The sequence below is a fragment of the Kribbella sp. NPDC054772 genome (assembly GCF_053611945.1).
Genome location: NZ_JBSHBJ010000029.1, coordinates 16,171 through 37,835 on the forward strand (window position 1 = coordinate 16,171; position 21,665 = coordinate 37,835).

At 69.1% G+C, this 21,665-nt stretch carries 20 protein-coding genes; 5 read left to right on the forward strand and 15 right to left on the reverse strand.

Features of this window, described 5'->3' with window-relative positions; all coding sequences use genetic code 11:
• Positions 1-34: 34 nt before the first annotated feature.
• The 4 genes from bsaP to ACWGID_RS32110 form a co-directional block, all read right to left on the reverse strand.
• Positions 35-235, reverse strand: a complete 201-nt coding sequence (bsaP, locus tag ACWGID_RS32095) for a biotin synthase auxiliary protein BsaP (protein ID WP_452202980.1) — start codon at positions 233-235, stop codon at positions 35-37.
• Positions 232-1,227 carry a biotin synthase BioB gene (gene bioB, locus ACWGID_RS32100; protein WP_452202981.1) on the reverse strand — a complete coding sequence of 332 codons (996 nt, stop codon included), beginning with the start codon at positions 1,225-1,227 and terminating at the stop codon, positions 232-234. Before bioB ends, bsaP begins: the two co-directional genes overlap by 4 nt.
• A 584-nt stretch (positions 1,228-1,811) precedes the next feature.
• Positions 1,812-3,512, reverse strand: a complete 1,701-nt coding sequence (locus ACWGID_RS32105) for a GMC oxidoreductase (protein WP_452202983.1) — start codon at positions 3,510-3,512, stop codon at positions 1,812-1,814.
• On the reverse strand, positions 3,509-5,101 hold the full coding sequence (locus tag ACWGID_RS32110) for a succinic semialdehyde dehydrogenase (RefSeq protein ID WP_452202985.1): 1,593 nt from the start codon (positions 5,099-5,101) through the stop codon (positions 3,509-3,511). The genes ACWGID_RS32105 and ACWGID_RS32110 overlap by 4 nt, the downstream gene beginning before the upstream one ends.
• A gap of 92 nt (positions 5,102-5,193) precedes the next feature.
• Between ACWGID_RS32110 and ACWGID_RS32115 the strand changes: the two genes are divergently transcribed.
• Positions 5,194-6,642: a hypothetical protein gene (locus ACWGID_RS32115; RefSeq protein ID WP_452202987.1), complete on the forward strand. Its 1,449-nt coding sequence runs from the start codon at positions 5,194-5,196 to the stop codon at positions 6,640-6,642.
• A gap of 47 nt (positions 6,643-6,689) precedes the next feature.
• Entirely contained in the window at positions 6,690-7,595 is a 906-nt protein-coding gene (locus tag ACWGID_RS32120) for a TIGR03086 family metal-binding protein (protein ID WP_452202989.1), read from the forward strand.
• On the opposite strand, the gene ACWGID_RS32125 is transcribed toward ACWGID_RS32120, so the two are convergent.
• The 10 genes from ACWGID_RS32125 to groES form a co-directional block, all read right to left on the reverse strand.
• Positions 7,592-7,990: a hypothetical protein gene (locus ACWGID_RS32125; RefSeq protein WP_452202991.1), complete on the reverse strand. Its 399-nt coding sequence runs from the start codon at positions 7,988-7,990 to the stop codon at positions 7,592-7,594. The genes ACWGID_RS32120 and ACWGID_RS32125 overlap by 4 nt on opposite strands.
• A gap of 52 nt (positions 7,991-8,042) precedes the next feature.
• Entirely contained in the window at positions 8,043-8,765 is a 723-nt protein-coding gene (locus ACWGID_RS32130; protein ID WP_452202992.1) for an acyl-CoA thioester hydrolase/BAAT C-terminal domain-containing protein, read from the reverse strand.
• Positions 8,762-9,868: a GuaB3 family IMP dehydrogenase-related protein gene (locus ACWGID_RS32135; RefSeq protein ID WP_452202994.1), complete on the reverse strand. Its 1,107-nt coding sequence runs from the start codon at positions 9,866-9,868 to the stop codon at positions 8,762-8,764. Before ACWGID_RS32135 ends, ACWGID_RS32130 begins: the two co-directional genes overlap by 4 nt.
• A 30-nt stretch (positions 9,869-9,898) precedes the next feature.
• Positions 9,899-11,410, reverse strand: coding sequence for an IMP dehydrogenase (guaB, locus tag ACWGID_RS32140; protein ID WP_452202996.1), 1,512 nt, complete (start codon positions 11,408-11,410; stop codon positions 9,899-9,901).
• 140 nt (positions 11,411-11,550) lie between these two features.
• The gene (locus tag ACWGID_RS32145; protein ID WP_452202998.1) at positions 11,551-13,086 is read right to left on the reverse strand and encodes a hypothetical protein; all 1,536 of its coding nucleotides are present in this window, start codon (positions 13,084-13,086) and stop codon (positions 11,551-11,553) included.
• Positions 13,079-13,702, reverse strand: a complete 624-nt coding sequence (gene shbA / locus ACWGID_RS32150) for an RNA polymerase sigma factor ShbA (RefSeq protein ID WP_452203000.1) — start codon at positions 13,700-13,702, stop codon at positions 13,079-13,081. The genes ACWGID_RS32145 and shbA overlap by 8 nt, the downstream gene beginning before the upstream one ends.
• 111 nt (positions 13,703-13,813) lie before the next feature.
• On the reverse strand, positions 13,814-14,050 hold the full coding sequence (locus tag ACWGID_RS32155) for a helix-turn-helix domain-containing protein (protein ID WP_452203002.1): 237 nt from the start codon (positions 14,048-14,050) through the stop codon (positions 13,814-13,816).
• A gap of 242 nt (positions 14,051-14,292) precedes the next feature.
• On the reverse strand, positions 14,293-14,742 hold the full coding sequence (locus tag ACWGID_RS32160) for a GNAT family N-acetyltransferase (RefSeq protein WP_452203004.1): 450 nt from the start codon (positions 14,740-14,742) through the stop codon (positions 14,293-14,295).
• 846 nt (positions 14,743-15,588) lie between these two features.
• Positions 15,589-17,208 carry a chaperonin GroEL gene (groL, locus tag ACWGID_RS32165; RefSeq protein WP_452203005.1) on the reverse strand — a complete coding sequence of 540 codons (1,620 nt, stop codon included), beginning with the start codon at positions 17,206-17,208 and terminating at the stop codon, positions 15,589-15,591.
• 141 nt (positions 17,209-17,349) lie between these two features.
• The gene (gene groES, locus ACWGID_RS32170) at positions 17,350-17,646 is read right to left on the reverse strand and encodes a co-chaperone GroES (protein ID WP_130384566.1); all 297 of its coding nucleotides are present in this window, start codon (positions 17,644-17,646) and stop codon (positions 17,350-17,352) included.
• Positions 17,647-17,926: 280 nt separating this feature from the next.
• On the opposite strand from groES, the gene ACWGID_RS32175 reads away from it, so the two are divergent.
• Both ACWGID_RS32175 and ACWGID_RS32180 read left to right on the forward strand, forming a co-directional pair.
• Positions 17,927-18,541 carry a peptidoglycan-binding domain-containing protein gene (locus ACWGID_RS32175; RefSeq protein WP_452203007.1) on the forward strand — a complete coding sequence of 205 codons (615 nt, stop codon included), beginning with the start codon at positions 17,927-17,929 and terminating at the stop codon, positions 18,539-18,541.
• A gap of 10 nt (positions 18,542-18,551) precedes the next feature.
• Positions 18,552-19,706, forward strand: coding sequence for a class I SAM-dependent methyltransferase (locus tag ACWGID_RS32180; RefSeq protein ID WP_452203009.1), 1,155 nt, complete (start codon positions 18,552-18,554; stop codon positions 19,704-19,706).
• On the opposite strand, the gene ACWGID_RS32185 is transcribed toward ACWGID_RS32180, so the two are convergent.
• Positions 19,696-20,652 carry a zinc-binding dehydrogenase gene (locus ACWGID_RS32185; protein ID WP_452203011.1) on the reverse strand — a complete coding sequence of 319 codons (957 nt, stop codon included), beginning with the start codon at positions 20,650-20,652 and terminating at the stop codon, positions 19,696-19,698. The two genes, ACWGID_RS32180 and ACWGID_RS32185, sit on opposite strands and share 11 nt — an antisense overlap.
• A 54-nt stretch (positions 20,653-20,706) precedes the next feature.
• On the opposite strand from ACWGID_RS32185, the gene ACWGID_RS32190 reads away from it, so the two are divergent.
• Positions 20,707-21,495, forward strand: coding sequence for an AraC family transcriptional regulator (locus ACWGID_RS32190; protein ID WP_452203013.1), 789 nt, complete (start codon positions 20,707-20,709; stop codon positions 21,493-21,495).
• Positions 21,496-21,665: the final 170 nt, after the last annotated feature.

A 21,665-nucleotide genomic window follows, 5' to 3' on the forward strand; every position in this document is an offset into this window, starting at 1 on the left:
GGCGTCCGGTCCGCCGTACCCAGGAGCATCGCGGTCAGTCCGAGGTGATGTCGCCGTGCACCGAACAGCGGGCCGACCAGCCCATCGGGTGGACCTGGACGACCATCCGGCGCCGGCACTCGACGCAGTACCGGGGCGGTTCCAGCTCGAGGGACCGACGGCACTCGTGGTGCCCTCCGTCGGCCTCCGGACGGCCGCAGTGGCCGCAGTAGACCTCGACCACGGCGGTCCTCACAGCGTCTTCTGGAGTTCCTTGACCGGCATCTTCAGCTCGGCCAGCAGGTCCAGGTCGGCGGTCGCGGGGCGGCCGAGCGTCGTCAGGTAGTTGCCGACGATCACCGCGTTGATGCCACCGAGCAGACCGTCGCGGGTGCCGAGGTCGCCGAGGGTCAGCTCGCGACCACCGGCGTACCGCAGGACCGTCCGCGGCATCGCCAGCCGGAACGCGGCGATGGTCCGCAGCGCGTCCTTGCCGTCCATGATGTCGAGGTCGCCGAACGGGGTGCCCGGACGCGGGTTGAGGAAGTTCAGCGGCACCTCGTGCGGGTCCAGCTCGGAGAGCTGCGCGGCCAGCTCGGCGCGCTGCTCGACGGTCTCGCCCATCCCGACCAGGCCGCCGCAGCACAGCTCCATGCCGGACTCCTTGACCATCAGGCAGGTGTCCCAGCGCTCCTCGAACGAGTGCGTGGTGACCACGTCGCCGAAGTACGAGCGGGCCGACTCGAGGTTGTGGTTGTACCGGTGCACGCCCCACGAGCGCAGTTCGTCCACCTGCGCTTGCGTGAGCATGCCGAGCGAGCACGCGATGTTGATGTCGACCTCGGCGTTGATCGCCTCGATGCCGGCCTTCACCTGGCTCATCAGCCGTGCGTCCGGCCCGCGGACCGCGGCGACGATGCAGAACTCGGTCGCGCCGGTCTTCGCGGTCTCCTTGGCGGCCTCGACCAGCTCGGGGATGTTCAGCCAGACCGCGCGCACCGGCGAGGTGAACTGGCCCGACTGCGAGCAGAAGTGGCAGTCCTCGGGGCAGCCGCCGGTCTTCAGGGAGATGATCCCCTCGACCTCGACCTCCTCGCCGCACCACTTCACCCGGACGTCGTGGGCGAGCGCGAGCAATTCGGGCAGCCGGTCGTCCGGAGTGTTCAGGACCTCGACCAGTTGGTCCTGACGCAGCCCTACGCCCTGCTCCAGAACCTGCTCACGTGCCACGTCCAGGATCTCGCTCATGGTTCTCCTGCCTCATCGAACGGTCGGCTCACAGTAAGCCAGCGGGGTACGCCGGGACTGCGGCGGGCGTCACGTGGAACAGATCGGGCTGAAGTGCCACACGGCCACTCTCCGCACTCTCCCGGAAAGTTTTTGAATTTTTCTGTGGAACCTCGTAACCCCCTGTAGAGGGGCTCGTTGAAGTGTGCAGAGGCGGTTACCGCAAGGAAGACCGCCACCCGGTTACCAGGAGCTACGAAATGTTGATCATTACGATCAGCACGCAGAGTGGTCACAAGGCCCGAAGCTCTTGGAAATCGGAGGTAAGGTAGTAACCAAGAGCTCGGGTCGCCAGCTGTGGTTGGTGACCCGATCCCAAAGCGCCGGGCGCCTCACCCCGGCTTGAGTGGGTCCCTCGGGAAACGATTTGGGCGGAAACGTTCCCGAGGGACCTGCTCCCTTTTCCGGACCTTTTCAGAAAGCCTCAGCAACTTACTGCTGAGGCTTTTTCATTTGCCTTTCCGTGGACACGCGCCGCGGACCGTGGACAGGCAATAGCTTGTTCAAGGTCCGCGATGGATATCCGTGGTTCTGTCGCGATTCCGTTACGGCTCGGTCACGGACTGCTTGGGGAAGATCGGAAGGCGCAGAGCGCCGGGGGCGTCAGCGGGGACGACCGGGTGTCCGGGCTTCACCGGCTGAATCCGCTCGTACTCCGCATCGACCGCCGGCCGCGGGTCGGTCTCGCCCTTGTTCGGCCAGAAGGAGAGGGCGCGTTCGGCCTGGGCGGTGATGGTCAGCGACGGGTTCACCCCGAGGTTCGCCGAGATCGTCGAGCCGTCGACGATGTGCAGACCGTCGTACCCGTAGACGCGGTGGTACGGGTCCACGACGCCGGTCTGCGGTGAGTCGCCGATCGCGCAGCCGCCGATGAAGTGCGCCGTCATCGGGACGTTGAACGGCTCGCCGATCGTGCCGCCCGGCGTCCCGTTCATCAGCTTCGCCATCCGGCGGACCACCTGGTTCGCGACCGGGATCCAGGACGGGTTCGGGGCGCCGTGGCCCTGCTTCGAGGTCAGCCGCCAGCGGCCGAGCCGGTCGCGCTTGCCGAAGGTGGTGATCGAGTTGTCCGCGGTCTGCATGACCAGGGCGATCACCGTCCGCTCGGACCAGTGCTTCAGGTCGTACAGCCGGCGGATGTTCTTCCGTTGCAGGCCGAGTTCCTTCAGCCAGGTCCGCCAGCGCGGCTTGTCGCCGTCGCCGTCGGTCAGGACGGTCTGCAGCAGCGACATCGCGTTGCTGCCCTTGCCGTACCGGACCGGCTCGATGTGGGTGATGTCGTCCGGGTGGAACGACGAGGTGATCGCGACCCCGCGGGTGTAGTCGACGTCCTTCTCGCGCGAGATCGCCCCGAGCAGCGACTCCGAGTTGGTCCTGGTCAGCACGCCGAGACGGTCCGACAGCCGGGGCAGCTTGCCCTCGTCCCGCAGCCGGTGCAGGAGCTTCGCCGTACCGAGGGCGGAGGCGGCGAAGACCACCTGATCCGCGGTGAACCGGCGGGTGACCTTCTTGTTCGACGTACGGCGGGTGTCGATCGCGTACCCGCCCTCGGGCAGCGGCTCGACGGACGTCACCGTGGTCAGCGAGTAGACCTCGGCGCCGGCCTTCTCGGCCAGGTACAGGTAGTTCTTGGTCAGCGTGTTCTTCGCGTTGTGCCGGCAGCCCGTCATGCACTCGCCGCAGTCCGTGCACCCGCTGCGCCGCGGTCCGGCGCCACCGAAGTACGGGTCCTCGACCTCGACGCCGGGCTCACCGAAGAACACCCCGACCGGGGTCGGGTGGAACGTGTCCCCCACCCCCATGTCCTCGGCGACCTGCTTCATCACCTTGTCCGCCGGCGAGAACCCGGGGTACGTCGTGACGCCGAGCATCCGCTTCGCCTGGTCGTAGTACGGCGCGAGCTCGGACTTCCAGTCGGTGATGTGGGACCACTGGCGATCGGAGTAGAACGCGGGCAGCGGTTCGTAGAGCGTGTTCGCGTAGACGAGGCTGCCGCCGCCGACGCCCGCGCCGGACAGGATGATCACGTCGCGCAGCGCGCTGATCCGCTGGATCCCGTACATCCCGAGCTTCGGGGCGAACAGAAACCGCTTGGTGTCCCACGAGTTCTTGGCGAACCCGCCGTCGTCGAACCGCGCCCCCGCCTCGAGGACGGCGACCTTGTAGCCTTTCTCGGTCAACCGCAAGGCCGACACCGACCCGCCGAACCCGGACCCGACGATCAGGACGTCGTAGTCGTACTTCATGGGCGGCCGATCTTCTTCAGCACGCGCAGGGCGCCGGTCATCAGCTCGGCGAACTTCTCGTCGGACAGACCGTGCGAGGCGGCGATCGGGATCAGTCGCTGCGTGGCGATCGCCTGCGGCTCGACGTACCGGCGGATGCCCTCGACGCCCTGACGGCGGCCGAGGCCGGACGATCGCATGCCGCCCATCGGGGTGTCGACCGAGCCGAACGTCGCGCCGTACCCCTCATTGACGTTGACCGTGCCGGCCATCAGCTGCGCGGCGACGGCACGGCCGCGGCGGCCGTCCCGGCTCCAGACGCTGGCGTTCAGGCCGTACTCCCCCTCGTTGGCGCGCTGGATCGCCTCGGACTCGTCGGAGAACCGGTAGATCGAGACGACCGGGCCGAAGGTCTCGTTGTCGAAGCACTCCATCGCCGGGGTGACACCGGACAGAACGGTCGGCTCGTAGAACAGCGGGCCGATGTCGGGGCGTGGCTTCCCGCCGACGAGCACGGTCGCGCCGTTGGAGCGGGCGTCCTCGACGTGCCGGGTGACGGTCTCGAGCTGCGCCTTCGAGATCAGCGAGCCCATGTCGACGTCCCAGCCGGTGCCGGCGCTCAGACGGAGCTTCTTGACCCGGTCCACGAAGGCCGTCACGAACGCGTCGTACACCTGGTCGGCGACGTACAGGCGTTCCATCGAGACGCACAGTTGGCCGGCGTTCGCGAAGCAGGCGCGGACGGCGCCTTCCGCGGCGCGGTTGATGTCCGCGTCCCGCAGTACCAGCATGGGGTTCTTGCCGCCGAGCTCGAGGCTGCAGCCGATCAGGCGCTCACCGCATTGTTTCGCGACCAGCCGGCCGGTCTTCGTGGAGCCGGTGAAGCAGATGTAGTCGGCGTTCTGGATCAGCGCGCCGCCGACCGTCGGGCCGGAGCCGTTCACCGCGAGCCAGGCGTCCCGCGGCAGACCCGCCTCGTACAGCAGCTCGATGCCGCGGAGCGCGGTCAGCGGCGTCTGGCTGTCCGGTTTGTGGACGATCGTGTTGCCGGCCAGGATCGCCGGCAGGCCGTCCGAGATCGCCATCGTCAGCGGGTAGTTCCACGGCGAGATGATGCCGACGACACCCTTCGGCACGAACCGCTCCTCGGCCCGGGTGAGCACCGGAAAGATCCCGAGCTTGCGCTGCGGCTCGAGCAGCTCGAACGCCTTCCGGCCGTAGTACCGCGCGGTCAGCGCGACATGCGCGAGCTCCTCGAACGCCTGCTTCCGTGCCTTGCCGGACTCGCGAATGATCAGGTCCACCAGCTCGTGCCGGTGGTCGAGGACCAGGTCGTGGTACCGGAGCAGGATCGCGGCGCGCTCGGCGAGCGGTACCCGTTTCCAGGTCGCTTGCGTCTTCCGCGCCAGCCGGACCGCTGCGATCACGTCGTCCTCGCTGGACACCGGCAGGTCCGCGATCGGCTGCCCGGTGGCCGGCGCGTACGACGTCCGCGTCCCCGCCGTCGCGCGCAGCAGCCCCGACAACCGCCGAATCACCGACTGGTCGGTCGCGTACGACGCGGTCGGATCGAGCTCCGGATCAGCAGGAATCGACGTCTGCTCACTCATAACTGAAGGCTACCTGCCGGTAATAGCCAGTGTCAGTATCAGAGGATGGTTAAGCTGATCCGCTGAAACCGGTGAAGGGGTGGACTGTAAAGATGGTGGACAGCGGGGGGCTCTGGACGCCTCCTGAGGACGAGCTCGGTGAAGCGCTGCAGACCGCACAGGTGCTGATCGAGGAAGGCCGGGCCGACGAGGCCGGGCCGTACCAGCAGCGGGTCATCGAGCTGGCCAGGGAGCGTGCCGAAGGGCACCCGAACCACTACGAGGCCAAGCACCTGATGGCCGCGACCCAGTACGAGCTGGCCGGCTCGCTGAACGCCTCCGGGCGGCACGAGGAGGCACTCGTCGCGCTGCACGAGGCGCAACTCGGCTACACCGAGCTCCAGGATGCCGGTGTGCTCGACGCCACCTGCTTCCTCGCCGACGTCCGCGCCCGGCGCGCGATGACCCAGGCGCACCGCGGGCACGGCGCCACCGCCGTACTGGAGATGGACGGCGCGGTGATCGCGTACGGCCAGCTCGTCGGCGGCGAGGAGGGCCTGAAGCACCAGCCCGACTTCGCCCGGGTGCTCGCGATGAACGCGCTGATCCTGCGCCGGTACGGCGACCCCGCGCTCGCGGTCGCCTCCGCGGACGCCGCCACCCAGCTGTTCCTCCAGCTCGCCGACCAGATCAACGAGAGCCCGCAGTCCCTCTCCTACGCCCGCTACCTGTGTACGGCGACCGCGGTGTCCGCCGACGTCCACGCGGCAGAGGGGCGGCTCGACCTGGCGCTGGACGCGGACGAGATCGGTCTGACCACGGCCGACACGCTCGCCGACTCCGACTCGGCGACCGACATGCGGACGCTGGTCGCCGCACTGGTCCGGAAGGGCAAGCACCTCGGGACCGTCGGCCGCCTGGAGGGCGAGTCCTGTCTGCGGACCGCGTTCGACACCGATCCGGAGACGGCGGCCCGGGTGGTCGAGGAGCTCGACCGTGGGCTGCCCCTCACGCTGGTCGCCGCGCTGGAGAACGCGGAGGTCAAGCTCGGGCCGTTCGAGCAGTACCACCGCCTGGTCGCGCTCAGTGAGCCCGCGCCCGGGATGACGCTGGCCACGGTCTCCGGCCGAACCGATCCCGAGTCGGCGGCGATTCGCGCGACCGAGCTGGCGGAGCTGGTGCGACCACTCCTGAACCAGGACGCGGACACCGCGCTGACGCTCGGGCTGGAGGCGCACTACCTGTTCGCGATCTCGTCCGAGCGCGAATCACACCGGATGCGCTTCCAGACCGCCACCTACATGCCGATCTGGGCGCAACTGCTGCTCGACATCTCCGACGCGTACTTCCAGGCCGGCCGGACCGACATCGCGCTCGACCTGGGCGGCTGGTGCGCCGAGGTCGCGACCGCGCTGATCCCGTACGCCGACGACCACGCCGAGATGAAGGAGCTGGCCGGGTCCTGCTACCGGCACCACGGCAACCTGCTCGCCGCGACCGGCGACCTGGCCGCGTCCCACCACGCCCACGAGGCGGCGCAGCAACTCCAGCTCGGACGTTGACGCATCGCCCTCGCGCGGCGGACGCTGAGGCTTGGGGGTGGCATGTCATGGATGTCGTTGAGCTGCACAACCGCACGGTCGCGAACTTCGCGGAACTGGTCACCGGGGTGGCCGCCGATCAGTGGTCGGCACCGACCCCGTGCTCGGACTGGGACGTCCGCGCGCTGGTGAACCACGTCGTCGGCGAGGAACGCTGGACCGTACCGCTGATGGAGGGCCGGACGATCGCCGAGGTCGGGAACACCCTCGACGGCGACCTGCTCGCGGACGATCCGGCCGCCGCGGCGACGGACGCGGCCCGGGATGCCTCGGTCGCGGCGACACGGGCGATCGACAAGGTGCACCTGTCGTACGGCGACGAGGATCCGCACGAGTACCTGCGTCAGCTCGCGGCCGACCACCTGATCCACGGGTGGGACCTGGCCGTCGCGATCGGCGTACCGCCGCGGATGGACACGACGCTGGTGGCCGACGTCGGGACGTGGTTCGTCGGACGGGAGGAGCTGTACCGGTCCGCGGGGATGATCGGTGAGCATCTCACCGGGTACGCCGATCCGGCGGAGGCACTGTTGGCGGCCTTCGGTCGGGATCCGCACTGGAGCCCGTGGCTGCCGGTGATCGAGCGATTCGGGATCGCGCTCGACCAGCGGGACCTGGCGACGGCGATGTCCCTGGTCACCAGCGACATCGTGTTCGAATCCACGTCGCCGCCGGACGGTGCACGCTTCGAGGGCGCCGACGCCGTCCGGGCCGAGTGGGCGCGGATGTTCGCGGAGACCACCGACCCACACTTCGAGACCGAGGAGACGGTGGTCCTCGGTGATCGCGCGCTGGTGCGCTGGCGGTACTCGTGGCAGGAGCCGTCCGGCGACCGCGGTCACGTCCGAGGGGCCGACGTACTGCGCCTGCGGGACGGAAAGATCGCGGAGTCGCTGGCGTACGTGAAAGGTTAGTCGGCCAGGTCGGTGCGGAGGGCGCCGACGAAGAGGCCGGCTTCCTCGTCGGTCATGCCGGTCTCGGAGACGACCAAGGCGGTCGCCTGGTGGAGTTCACCGGCGGCCTTCAGCGCGCGGGTGCGCTCGGCCAAGTTGGTGCCGGGCTTGCGGACCAGCGGCGTACCGGTCGTCGGCGGGACGTAGCGGCCCAGGCGGATGTCCTCAACCAGCTCCTTGGCCTGTTTCAGGGCCAGTCCGGTGCGGTCGTGGATGAGCTTCACCGCGTGCACCGACTTCTTCGTGGTGATCAGGAACCGCACCTGGTCCACGTCGTCGGGGGACAGTCGGGCCCGCGCCGCGGCGAGGGCCACATTGTCCGCGTCCTGGTCGCTCCGTCGGCTGAACAATCCCATGCCGTCATCCTTCCAGAACCGATCAAACAGGGTGAACTCGAAGCACGTCGGATCAGGGCGCGAGCACCCGGAGGATCTCGGGCCAGGCAAGGGCGCCGAGCGCGCGGTCCGCCGCGTCCGTGCCGCCGCGCGCCATCCGCTGCCCAGCGGTCTTCGGCTCCTCACCCGGCAACACCGCGCGGTGCCCTGCCTCCGGAACCGTGACGATCCGCGTCGGAAGGTCACCACGCCGGCGCCGGATCTCGTCCGCGAACTCGACCGCCGGCCACACCTGGTCGTCACCACCGGCCACCAGCAGTACGTCGTCGCGGATCCGCTCCACCGGGATTCGCGCCTGCTCGGCGTCCTCGAACACCTGCACACTCTGCCGGTACAGCCCGGTGTAGCTCGGCGGATCCGCCGGCGGCGTCCAGGTCAGGTCGAAGGGCACGAACGGGAGCGGTTCACCCCGCCACGTCCATGCCGACCGCTGGCTGCCGTCCTCCAGGTTCCGGCCCCAGACGTAGGCGCTCGGCGCGAACGCGACCACTGCGTGCACGCGTTCGTCCAGAGCGCCGAGCAGCAATGCCGCCTCGGCGCCCCACGAGCTGCCCATCACGACCAGCCGATCGTTGTGGTCCGCAAGCTCACCGACCGGGAACGACTCCAGCGGGACCTCGTGCGTCACGGTCCAGCGGGGCGCGAGTACGTCGTACCCCTCGGCCTCGAGGAGGCGTGCACGATCAAGATCAGGCGCACCACTCGAGCCGTGCAGGAGCAGTACGCCGGTGCTCAACCGACGACTACCTCGACGCGCTGGAACTCCTTCAGCTCGGTGTACCCCGTGGTCGCCATCGCGCGCTTGAGCGCGCCGACCAGGTTCATCGTGCCGTCCGGGACCCAGGACGGGCCGAACAGGATCTGCTCCATCGTGCCGGTGACGCCGACCTCGACCCGCTCGCCGCGGGGCAGGTCCTGGTGCCAGGCCTCGGCGCCCCAGTGGAACCCGCCGCCCGGGGCGTCGCTCGCCCGCGCCAGCGGCGAACCGACCATCACCGCGTCCGCGCCGCAGGCGATCGCCTTCGCCACGTCACCCGACCGCCCGACCGAGCCGTCCGCGATGACGTGCACGTAGCGGCCGCCGGACTCGTCCATGTAGTCCCGCCTGGCCGCCGCGACGTCGGCCACCGCCGACGCCATCGGGACCGCGACCCCGAGCACCTTCCGGGTCGTGTGCGCGGCGCCACCGCCGAAGCCCACGAGGACACCGGCCGCACCGGTCCGCATCAGGTGCAATGCGGCCTGGTGCGTCGCGCAGCCACCGACGATCACCGGGACGTCGAGGTCGTAGATGAATTGCTTGAGGTTCAGCGGCTCCGCCTGTCCGGAGACGTGCTCGGCCGAGACCGTCGTACCGCGGATGACGAACAGGTCGACGCCCGCGTCGACGACATGCTTGGCGAACTGCTTGGTGCGCTGCGGCGAGAGCGCCCCGGCCACGGTGACTCCGGAGGCACGGATCTCCTGCACCCGCTGCGAGATCAGTTCGGGCTTGATCGGCGCCGAGTAGATCTCCTGCAGCCGGTGTGTGGCCTGCTGGATGTCGAGGTGGATGATCTCCTCGAGCAGCCCGGTCGGGTCCTCGTACCGCGTCCAGAGACCTTCGAGGTTCAGGACGCCGAGGCCGCCGGCCTTGCCGATCGCGATCGCGGTCGCCGGCGACATCACCGAGTCCATCGGCGCGGCCAGGATCGGCAGCTCGAAACGGTACGCGTCGATCTGCCAGGCGACCGAGACCTCCTCGGGGTCCCGCGTCCGCCGCGACGGCACGATCGCGATGTCGTCGAACGCGTACGCCTGCCGGCCCCGCTTCGCGCGGCCGATCTCGATCTCGGTCATCAGGTGATCCTTCGGGTTGGAGCAGACAGGTCAGCGGCCGGAGTAGTTCGGGGCCTCGACCGTCATCTGGATGTCGTGCGGGTGGGACTCCTGGAGGCCGGCGGAGGTGATGCGGACGAAGCGGCCCTTCTCCTGCAGCTCCGGAACGGTGCGGGCGCCGGTGTACCACATCGACTGCCGCAGGCCGCCGATCAGCTGGTGCGCGACGGCCGACAGCGGGCCGCGGTACGGGACCTGGCCCTCGACGCCCTCGGCGATCAGCTTCTCGTCGCTACCGACATCGCTCTGGAAGTAGCGGTCCTTGGAGTACGACTTGCGCAGCCCGCCGGACTGCATCGCGCCCAGCGAACCCATCCCGCGGTAGGCCTTGAACTGCTTGCCGTTGATGAACACCAGGTCGCCCGGCGACTCCTCGCACCCGGCGAGCAGCGAGCCCAGCATCACGGTGTCCGCACCGGCGACGAGCGCCTTGGCGATGTCACCGGAGTACTGCAGGCCGCCGTCGCCGATCACCGGGACGCCGGCCGGCTTGCAGGCCAGCGAGGCCTCGTAGATCGCGGTCACCTGCGGCACGCCGACGCCGGACACCACGCGCGTCGTACAGATCGAGCCCGGGCCGACGCCGACCTTCACGCCGTCCGCGCCGGCGTCGACGAGCGCCTGGGCACCCACGCGGGTCCCGACGTTGCCGCCGACGATGTCGACGCCGCGGGTCGCCGGGTCGTTCTTGAGCTTGCGGATGATCTCGATCTGGGACTTCGAGTGCCCGTGCGCGGTGTCCACGACGAGCACGTCGACACCGGCCTCGACCAGGGACATCGCGCGCTTGTAGGCCTCGCCGAAGAACCCGATCGCGGCGCCGACCATCAGCCGGCCGGTCGCGTCCTTGGTGGACAGCGGGAACTTGTCGCGCTTGACGAAGTCCTTCAGCGTGATCAGGCCGGTCAGCTTGCCGGACTCGTCGACCAGCGGCAGCTTCTCGACCTTGTGCTTGCTGAGCAGCGCCATCGCGTCGTCGGCGGCGATGCCCTGCCGGCCGGTGATCAGCGGCTGCTTGGTCATCACTTCGCGGACCGGCCGGGACAGGTCGTTCTCGAAGCGCATGTCGCGGTTGGTGACGATGCCGACCAGGACACCGGCGCCGTCGACCACCGGCACACCGGAGATCCGGTACTGCGCGCAGAGCGCGTCGGCCTCGCCGATGGTGGCGTCCGGGCCGATGGTGATCGGCTGCGCGATCATGCCGGACTCGGAGCGCTTGACCAGGTCGACCTGCTGGGCCTGGTCCTCGATCGACAGGTTGCGGTGCAGGACGCCGAGACCGCCCTGGCGGGCCATCGCGATCGCCATCCGGGCCTCGGTGACGGTGTCCATCGCGCTGGACAGCAGCGGGATGTTCACCCAGACGTTGCGGCTCACCCGGGACCGGGTGACGGCTTCGGAGGGGATGACGTCGGACTCGTTCGGCTGCAGCAGTACGTCGTCGAAGGTGAGGCCGAGGACGGCGAACTTGTCGGGAACTCCAGCGGGTGTGATGTCCATGGGTAAAACAAGCACCTTTTGTACGGCGAGAACGGAGCCCCATCCTATCCGCGCCAGAGCAAGGCCCCGAATCCACCATCCACAAGCAGCCACAAGCAGCAGCCCGCCGCGATCGCGACGGGCTGCCGGTGATCGGCCGATTACTTGGTCGGCGTGTTGACGATGCCGAGGATCTTCAGCAAGTTCGCCTCTTCGGTCGACCCGTGGGTGCGGTCGATCGCGGCGTGCTTGCCCTCCGGGTACGCGCCGGTGGAGTGCTTGCCCGTCTTGTAGGTCTTGCGGACCGAGCCCGTCGTGACCTTCCCGCTGGAGTGCTTCGCGGTGGCGTGCTTGGCGGTGGCCTTCGTCGCCGCCGGCTTCGTCGCCGCCGGCTTGGGCGCGACCGGCTTGGGCGCGACCGGCGTACTGCCGACCGCCGCCGGGGTGTCCGCGCCGCCGAAGAACCGCTCGGCGCTCTCGACCGCGAGCGGCGCACCGGTCGGGGTCGGCAGGATCGTCTGGCCGAGCAGGTCGTTGACCGCGTCGGCGAGGTCGCTCGGAGCCTGGGTGACGTCACTGCTCGGCGTCGCCGTACTGCCGGCGCCGGACGTGTCGGTCCCGCTCGTCGCACCCGTTCCATCGGTCCCACCCGTGCTACCGGTGCCGCTGTCCGGAGCCGCCGTACCAGAGCCGGCGCCCGCGTCCGGCGCGGTGGTCCCGACGCCGCTCGAGGTGTCGGTCTGACCGGTGCCCGAGTCGCTGCTCGGGGTCGCGGTCGGGTCGGCCGCCGCCGAGTTGTCGCCGGTCCCGGTGTCGACGTTCGCCGGTGGGCTCGTCGGCGTCGTGGTGGTCGAGTCCGTCGGCGTCGGCGTCGTGCTGCTGCCCGGCTCGGTCGGGTCACCCGTTGGCGTCGGCGTCGGCGTCGTCGGGGTGTCCGGCGGCGTGGTCGGCGTGGTCGGGGTGTCCGTCGTGCCCTTGCCACCGGTGGTGGTGTCGGTCGGCGTGTTCGTCTTGTCGTCGTCCGACTTCGAGCTGCCGATCGGCTTGCCCGGGTCCTGCGTCTTCGCCGGCTCGTTCGGCACGATCAACGGCTTGTCGAGGATCGCCACCGGCCGCTCGATCGGCTTGACCAGCGGCGGCTTCGGCATATTGATCGAGCTCAGGTCGCCGTCGACCAGCGAGCTGTCGTCCTTGCCGTTGGTCTGCGCGGCGTGCTCGGCCTTGGTCTTGTCCTGGAAGTCCTTCGCGACCTTGACGATCTTGGTCTTGTCCAGGACCGGCAGACCGTCGAGCTCTTCCTTCGGGAAGCTGGTCTGCGGGCGGACCGCGTCGACCATCTTCTCGATGACCTTCTCGTACGGCGACAACGGGTCACCCGTGACCGCCGCGGCCACCCCGGAGACCGAAAGCGCGGCCACCGCGGCGACACCGAGCGCCAGACCACGCGTCGCCACCTTGCGGGCGAACGGGTCGGTGATCGGGTTCAGCGCCGCGCAGCGCGCCAGGAAGCTCTCCGGATCGTCGATGGTCTCCACCGGGAGCTCGTCCTCGACCTCCACCGCCAGCCGCAGATCGGCCAGCAGTGCGACGGCCGGGTCGTGCTCGCCCGCCGCGCGCGCGGACTCCCCTCCGGCGGCCAACAGATCGAGCAGTGCGTCATCGGCCTCGATCGCGTCCAGGTCGAACCGGTCAGCCATGATGCCCCTCCCCTGCTGATCCTCGTTCCGACTGTGCTTCATGCCCCACGAACCCCCTGAGCGTGTTCAACGCCCGATGCTGTGCGACCCTCACCGCCCCCGGTGTCATGCCCAGCGCCCGGCCGGTCTCCTCGGCTGACATCCCCGCGACGACCCGGAGGCGCAGGATCTCCCGCAGCTTCTCCGGCAGCTTGTCCAGCAGACCCATGATGTGCTGGACCTCGGACTGCCGGACCGCGCGTTCCTCCGGTGTCGGTGACTCGTCCGCGCCGTCCGGCAGGTCCGGCGTCGAGACGTCGGCGACCGCGAACGCACGCTGGGCATCGGCGACCTTGCGGGCCGCGATCCCGTAGACGAAAGCCTCGAAAGGCCTCCCCTCGTCCCGGTACCGGCCGAGTGCACCGAAGACCGCGACGCATACCTCTTGCGCGACGTCGTCGACCATGTCGGCGCCGCCGGGATAGGTCCACAGACGGGACCGTACGTAGCGGTGCGCCACCGCGCGCACCCTGGTGAGCAGGTCGTTGAGAGCTGTGCGATCCCCGTTGCCGGCCAGCGCGGCTAGATCCCTGAGCTCGACCCGGTCGTGGGTGTCAGGTACTCGGACCTCGGTCACCCCTCGCCCCCTCGTGTCGGACCGGTCAGCCTGGAAGATGCTACGGCTCTCAACCTCACTTGCCTAGTGGCAATTCGTGGTCGCTTCCGGCCAGTTGATCACGATCTGTCACTACTGGCCAGTTCGGATCCCGTACTGCGCGATGTTCCGGTAGATCGTCGCGCGGCTCATCCCGAGTTCAGCCGCCGCATTCTTCATCGAAACCTCCGGACGTCCCAGAACACGGATGATTTCGTCTCGCCCGAACCGCTCGATCCGGCCCAGCCGGTGACTCGGCCCGGACCGCAGTTCGCCCGGAAGATGCCGTACATCGATCACGTCCGTACGCCGCGCAGCCACCTTCGCCACGCGCTGTAACTGCTCTGACGGCCGGCGCCTGCCTCGGCTGGTTGTCCGACATCATCGGCCAACGAATCCAACAACGAGCAGCCCGCCCCGCATAACCAGCGCGCGGGCCGGCCACCCACCGGCCCGTTGCCCAGGCGAGGCTGTTGTTGGGTTGGGCTGTTGTTGGGTTGGGCTGTTGTTGGGTTGGGCTGTTGTTGGGTTGGGCTGTTGTTGGGTTGGGCTGTTGTTGGGTTGGGCTGTTGCTAGGCGGGGGCGTTGAAGCGGATGAGTTCGGTGGCGTGGGTTCCACCCCAGTCGATCGGTGTCCGCCCGGCCTCGATCCAACCCGCCCGGCGATAGAGATGTACGGCGGCGCCTCGGTTGTCGACCACTTCGAGTGACAGCTTCCGACCGAGCCGCGCCGCCGTCGTCACGCAGTACGCGAGCAACTCACGACCGATCCCCCGCCCGGTCGCTTCCGGGTCGACGTACAACCGCTCCACCTCGGCACCATCACCAACAGCCGTCAGTACAACGTGCCCGACAACCCGCTCGTCGACGACCGCAACCCAGCACCCCAACCGACTCTCCGGCGTCAACCACCCCCGAGGATCCGCAGGCCAGTTGATCGGATACCCCGCCCGCTCATACACCGCCCGCAACAACTCAACACAAACCTCAAGATCCCCGTCACCGCGCTCCCGAATCAACACCCACCCATCCCATCACCACCCCCAAGCCGTCCCCTAACCCAGCCCCCAGTGACCGAGCACAGGCAATACCTTGTGCTCAGTCACCACACCCCTGCCCCACACCACTCACCACCCCAGCCAGACGCCCACGCCCCGGCGAATCGCAGGAACATCTCGTACGCCGCCCCACGCGCTGGTGCTGTCCGCGGACCGGTCACGCGACCGGCGCTGAAGCCGGGGGCTTACCCGCGCGGCGGTGACTGTGCACAGGCAATTGCTTGTGCACAGTCCCCAGCCCCTGTCCACACCCACCATCACCCCCGGCCACACGTCCGCGGAGCGGTGCATCGCGCGATCAGCCCGTACGCCGCCGCGCTCGCGCGCCGGAAGACGGGGGGGGTTGCTCAGGCTGCGGTGACTGGAGACAAGCAATTGCCTGTGCTCAGTCACCACATCCTGTCCACAGTCCCCATCACCGCCGGCCAGATGTCCGCGGAACGGCCCAGCGCACGAGCAGCCAGTACGCCGCCGTACTCGCGCGCCGGAAGGCGGGGGCTTGCCCGCGTGGCGGTGGGTGGGGACAGGTTATTGCTTGTTCAGGGGCCCTGGTTGTTGTGTTCGCGGACCGTTTGCGGCGTTGTCGGCAGGCTCGACGAGAGCGGCGGTGGGGGAGGCGGGGCGGGGCGGGGCGGGGCGGGGCGGGAAAGCAAGCACCGCCCGGCTGGTCGTGGGGACCTGCCGGGCGGTGCTTTGTGTGCTGTGCTGCCTGGCTGGGGTGGACAACCCCTGCGAGGCGGTGCTGCGTGCCTGGCGGGGGTGGAGACCCCTACCGGGCGGTGCTGTCGGACTGCTGCTTACTGCCTGAGGTCAGTGACCGTGGCCGTGGCCGTGGCCGGCTGCGGCGGGCTCTTCTTCCTCGGGCTTGTCGACCACCAGGGTTTCGGTGGTCAGCAGCAGGGCGGCGATCGAGCCGGCGTTGGCGAGCGCGGACCGGGTCACCTTGACCGGGTCGAGGACGCCGGTGCCGAGCAGGTCGCCGTACTCGCCGGTGGCCGCGTTGAAGCCGTTGCCGGGCTCCATCTCGGACACCTTGGCGACGACGACGTAGCCCTCGTAGCCACCGTTCTCGGCGATCCAGCGCAGCGGCTCGACGACGGCCTTGCGGACGATCCGGACACCGGTCGCCTCGTCACCGTCGAGCTCGAGCTCCTTGTCGAGCACGGTGGCCGCGTGGACGAGAGCGGAGCCGCCACCGGCGACGATGCCCTCTTCGATCGCGGCCCGGGTCGCGGACACGGCGTCCTCGATCCGGTGCTTCTTCTCCTTGAGCTCGACCTCGGTGGCCGCGCCGACCTTGATCACGCAGACGCCACCGGCCAGCTTGGCCAGCCGCTCCTGCAGCTTCTCGCGGTCCCAGTCGGAGTCGGTGCGCTCGATCTCGGCCTTGATCTGGTTGACCCGGGCCTCGATGTCGTCGGCCTTGCCGGCGCCCTCGACAACGGTCGTGTTGTCCTTCGAGACGACGATCCGGCGCGCCGAACCGAGCACCTCGAGGCCGACCTGGTCGAGCTTCAGCCCGACCTCGGGGGCCACGACCTGCGCGCCGGTGAGCGCGGCCAGGTCCTCCAGCATCGCCTTGCGGCGGTCACCGAAGCCCGGCGCCTTGACGGCGACCGAGGTGAAGTTGCCGCGGATCTTGTTCACCACCAGGGTGGACAGCGCCTCGGCCTCGACGTCCTCGGCGATGATCAGCAGCGTCTTGCCGGACTGCACGACCTTCTCCAGCAGCGGCAGCAGGTCCGCGATCGCGGAGATCTTGCCCTGGTGGATCAGGATGTACGGGTCCTCCAGCACCGCTTCGCCGGCCTCGGCGTCGGTGATGAAGTACGGCGAGATGTAGCCCTTGTCGAACTGCATACCCTCGGTGAACTCGAGCTCGGTCCCGAAGGTGTTCGACTCCTCGACGGTGATCACACCGTCCTTGCCGACCTTGTCGAACGCGTCCGCGATCAGCGCACCGATCTCGGCGTCGCGGGCGGAGATGGTCGCGACGTGGGCCATGTCGCCCTTGTCGTCGACCGGCTTCGCGGTGTCCACCAGCTTGCCCGACACGGCCTCGACAGCCGCCTCGATACCGCGCTTGAGGCCCATCGGGTTGGCGCCGGCGGCGACCGCCCGGAGGCCCTCGTGCACCAGTGCCTGCGCCAGCACCGTCGCGGTGGTGGTGCCGTCACCGGCGATGTCGTTGGTCTTGGTGGCGACCTCCTTGGTGAGCTGCGCACCAAGGTTCTCGAACGGGTCGTCCAGCTCGACCTCACGGGCGACGGTGACACCGTCGTTGGTGATGGTCGGGGCGCCCCACTTCTTGTCCAGGACGACGTAGCGGCCCTTCGGGCCCAGCGTCACCTTCACCGTGTTCGCGAGCTTGTCGACGCCGCGCTCCAGGGCGCGCCGCGCGTTCTCGTCGAACTCGAGGATCTTCGGCATGAAGAAAACCAGTCCTTTTCTGAATGTCTACGTTGCAGGTGCCGAACGAACGCCGTTCCCGGCCGGGACGGCCCGGCAGGAACCCACTCCGCCCCGGCGCCAGTGGGCTCCGGGGCGGTGTCGGTCAGGAACGGTGGTTCGTCACTTGCTGACGACGGCGAGGATGTCGCGGGCGCCCAGGATCAGGTAGTCCTGACCGTCGTACTTGACCTCGGTGCCGCCGTACTTCGAGTAGATGACCTTGTCGCCGACGGCGACGTCCAGCGGGACGCGGTTGCCGTTGTCGTCGATCCGGCCCGGGCCGACAGCGAGGATCTCGCCCTCCTGCGGCTTCTCCTTGGCGGTGTCCGGGATCACCAGGCCGGACTTCGTGGTCTGCTCGGCTTCGAGCGGCGCGACGAGGACGCGGTCCTCGAGCGGCTTGATCGTGACCGACACTTGCTGACCTCCACGGTCGAATTCGCTTGTCTAATTCCCATGTGGTCGCGCTCCCCTGCCGTCGCGGGGGTCAAGGGCCGGACCGCTGGCACCCTCACTAGGAGAGTGCCAACACCGAATCTAGGCCGCGATTAGCACTCGGTCAACTCGAGTGCCAAAGGAATTCTCGAAGACGAACGGATTTCTTGGGTGACCGCCCCGGTACGGAATGTGGTCAAACACCGGCCGGCATGCGACCGTTCTCTCAGAGCGGTCTCAGGGACGGCCCCCAGGAGGAGCCATGGCGTTCAAGCTGCCGAAGCTACCGAAGCTGTCCGGCCGCACCGTCGCACTCCTCGCCGCGGTCGGCGCGGTGGCGGTCGGAGCGGTCGCCGCCAACGCCTCGAAATCCGACTCCCCGGCGGCCGGCGCGCCCGCAACGGCACCGGGCTCGAAGGCCGCGAAGGACGCCAAGGCCGCCGACCAGCCCGAGGAGTCCCGTAATGCGACCGCCGCCGAACTGAAGGCCGCGGCCGCGCTCCCGCAGTGCCGGGCCGCGCGGCTGGTCCCGGTGAACCGCAGCTGGGGCATCCCGATGCCGTCGATCTACGCCAGCGCCAGCACCACCTGCAACCTGATGTACGGCGACAACCCCTACCGCGGCTCCAACCGGTACGGCGACCCCGAGACCGCGATCCAGGTGCTCCAGCGCAACCTCAACTTCTGCTACGGCACCAAGCTGGCCGTCGACGGGCTCTACGGCACCAAGACCCAGGCCGCGATCAAGCTGGTCCAGCGCCGGCACCACCTGGTGGTCGACGGCATCTACGGCCCGAAGACTCGCTCAGCCATGAACTGGCGCCTCTACTCGATGGCCGGCCGCAGCTGGAGCAGGAGCTGTTCCAGCCCCCTCTAAAGTTGTCCGAGTGACTGTCACCGCACTGCTCGACGGACCGGGCGCCGAGGTCCTCGCCACAGCCTGTGCGGACTACCAGCCCGGTCGTGAGCTCCAGCTCGTCGAGAAGCTCAGACGCCGGTACGACGCAACGCTGGTCACGACTGCGGTCACGCAAGCCGCCTTACGCCACCGCGCCGTCGCCAAGTTCGGTCCGGACGCGCAGCGCATGTACTTCACCCCCGACGGCCTCGAGCAGGCCACCCGGACCGCTGTCGGCACCCACCGCGCCGCACGGATCGCAGCCACGCTCCCGGGCGCCGGCGTGGTCGACCTGGGCTGTGGGATCGGCGGTGACCTCATCAGCGCCGCACGCGCCGGTCTGCGCGTGACGGGCGTCGAACGTGACCCCGAGACCGCAGCCACTGCTCGCGCCAACCTGACCGCCCTCGGTCTCCCGGGTGACGTGCTGATCGGCGAGGCGGAGTCGACCGACCTCACGCCGTACGACGTGGTGTTCGCGGACCCGGCGCGGCGGGCGGACGGGCGGCGCGTGTTCGATCACAACGCCTACTCGCCACCCTGGTCGTTCGTGACTGGGCTGCTGGAGCGGACTGCTTGCGTGAAGGTCGCACCGGGGATTCCGCACGACGCGATCCCCGACGGTGTCGAGGCGGAGTGGGTCAGTGACTCCGGTGAGGTGAAGGAGGCCGCGCTGTGGTCCGGCGCGCTCTCCACCGGCACCACACGGCGCGCCACTCTGCTGCCGAGCCAGGCCAGCGTCTCCAAAGCGCCGGACGCTGAAGTCGGGCCGGTCGGTCAGTACATCTACGAACCCGACGGTGCGGTCGTTCGGGCCGGTCTGGTCACCGCAGTGGCCGCCGCGGTGGACGGCTGGCTTCTGGATCCGCGCATTGCCTACGTCACCGCGGCGAAGTACGTCCCGACGCCGCTCAGCTCGGCGTACGAGGTGCTGGAGGAGCTGCCCTACAAGGAGAAGGCGTTGCGTTCCTGGGTGCGCAGTCAGGGCATCGGCACGCTGGAGATCAAGAAGCGCGGCGTGGACGTCGATCCGGCCCAGCTGCGCAAGAAGCTCGCGCCGAAGGGCTCGGCGTCCGCGACGTTGATCATCACGCGGATCGGCCGGGACGCTGTCGCCTACTCGTGCCGCCGCATCACATCCTGACGACCAGCTTCCCCGTCGCCTCGTCGTTCTCCATGGACCGATGCGCCGCGACGATGTCCTCCAGGTCGAACACGCGGTCCACATTGGGTGCGTAGACCCCAGCCTCGACCTCACCGACGATCCGCTGCAGCACGTCCGTCCGGCCCTTCATCGTCTCGCTGTGGAACGCGGTCAGCCGCGTACCGCTCGGGATCATCGCGATCGGCTCGAAGTTCTCGATCAGCCACCCGCTGAGCGAACCCGCGACGCACACCGTCCCGCCCGGAGCGACGAGACGCAACGACTCCACCGCCGTCCGCGCCCCGACCAGATCCAGCACGTACGACGGCCCGTCCGGCCACGGCAGCGCCAACGGTCCACCGTCGTCGATCACCACGTGGTCCGCCGTCAGCGCACCGGCCTTGTCGGGCCGCCGTGTCGTCACCGCGGTCGCAACGCCGTACCCACGCGCGATCGACGCGGCAGCCATCCCCACCGACGACGTCCCGCCGCGGATCAGCAGCCGGCCGCCCGCCTCGATCCCCACCGCCTCGAGCGCCCCGAACGCAGTCAGGTACGTCTCCGGCAGCGCGGCCAGCACGTCCCACGCCAAGGTGCTGTCGAGCGGCATCAACGATGCGTTCGGCAACAACGCGTACTCCGCATAACCCCCGTCGTACTGCCGTCCCATCTCCCCCATCACCGCCGCGACCGTCGCCCCTTCCGGTACGGCGGGATCGGTCGACACCGCCACGACTCCGACGCATTCGATGCCGAGCACCCGCGGAAACGTCACGGTCGGCGAGTGCCCCTGCCGGGTCCGCAACTCCGACCGGTTCAGCCCGGCCGCTCGCACCCGCACCAGACTCCAGCCGTCCCGAACCGCCGGCACCGGCAACTCGCGAATCTCCAGCACCTCGGGACCACCTGCGCGGGCACAGACCGCGGCACGCATCGTCGCATTCATGCGTCCACAGTGCGTCGAGTACCGCCTGGCCGACCACCGATAGAATGCCAAGCTATGCCCGTTGGCCGCCAACCCGTCCGGTCCGAGCTGTTCCCGTCCGCCGGGGCTCACCGCTGGACGTCGGGCGGCACGAGCTCCGTGCACACCCACGACGAAGGACACCTCGTGTACGCCGCCCGCGGCGTCCTGACCGTGCACACCGACGAAGGCACATCGATCGTCCCCGCGAACCGGATCGCGTGGACCCCGGCCGGCTCCGTGCATCACCACCGCGCCCACGGCGAGACCGACATGCGCATCGTCTTCCTGTCGGCCGCGCTGGCCAGACGAGTCCCGAACCACCCCGCGGTCTTCCTGGCCTCCGGCCTTGCGCGGGAGGTCCTGCTCGCCCTGACCAGCCGCCACCTCGACGACCAAGCCCGAGCCCGCCTGCAACGCGTCCTCGTCGACGAGCTGCATGAAGCGACGGAGCAGCCGCTCCAACTCCCGGAGCCGCAGGACGACCGCCTGCGCACCATCGCGAACCTGCTGCACGAGAACCCTGCCGACAACACCCCGTTGGCAGAGCTCGGCCGCAGCGCCGGCGCCGGGGCGCGCACGCTCAGCAGACTGTTCCGCAACGAACTCGGCATGACCTTCTACGAGTGGCGCACCCAGCTCCGGATCTACCATGCTCTCGTCCTGCTCGCCGGCGGCCACGACACGACGTACGTCGCACACGCCTGCGGCTGGGCGAACCCGAGCGGCTTCATCACAGCCTTCGCGGCCGTCGTCGGCACCACACCCGGCCGGCACCGGGCCGAGCAATCCGGACTTGCGCTCGACCTGTATTCGAACATATGATCGATCTCGCGTGCGGGTCTCCGGGTGACTTGCCGACGGGCGAGGTGCTGCGTCCGTTGCTGCGCTCCCCGGAGACCCGCCACTAGTGTCCTGCGTGGGGGGGTCTGGCTGTGTTTTGGGGCGCGGGCTACCTCCGACACACGACACTACAGTGCGTTCACAAAAATACA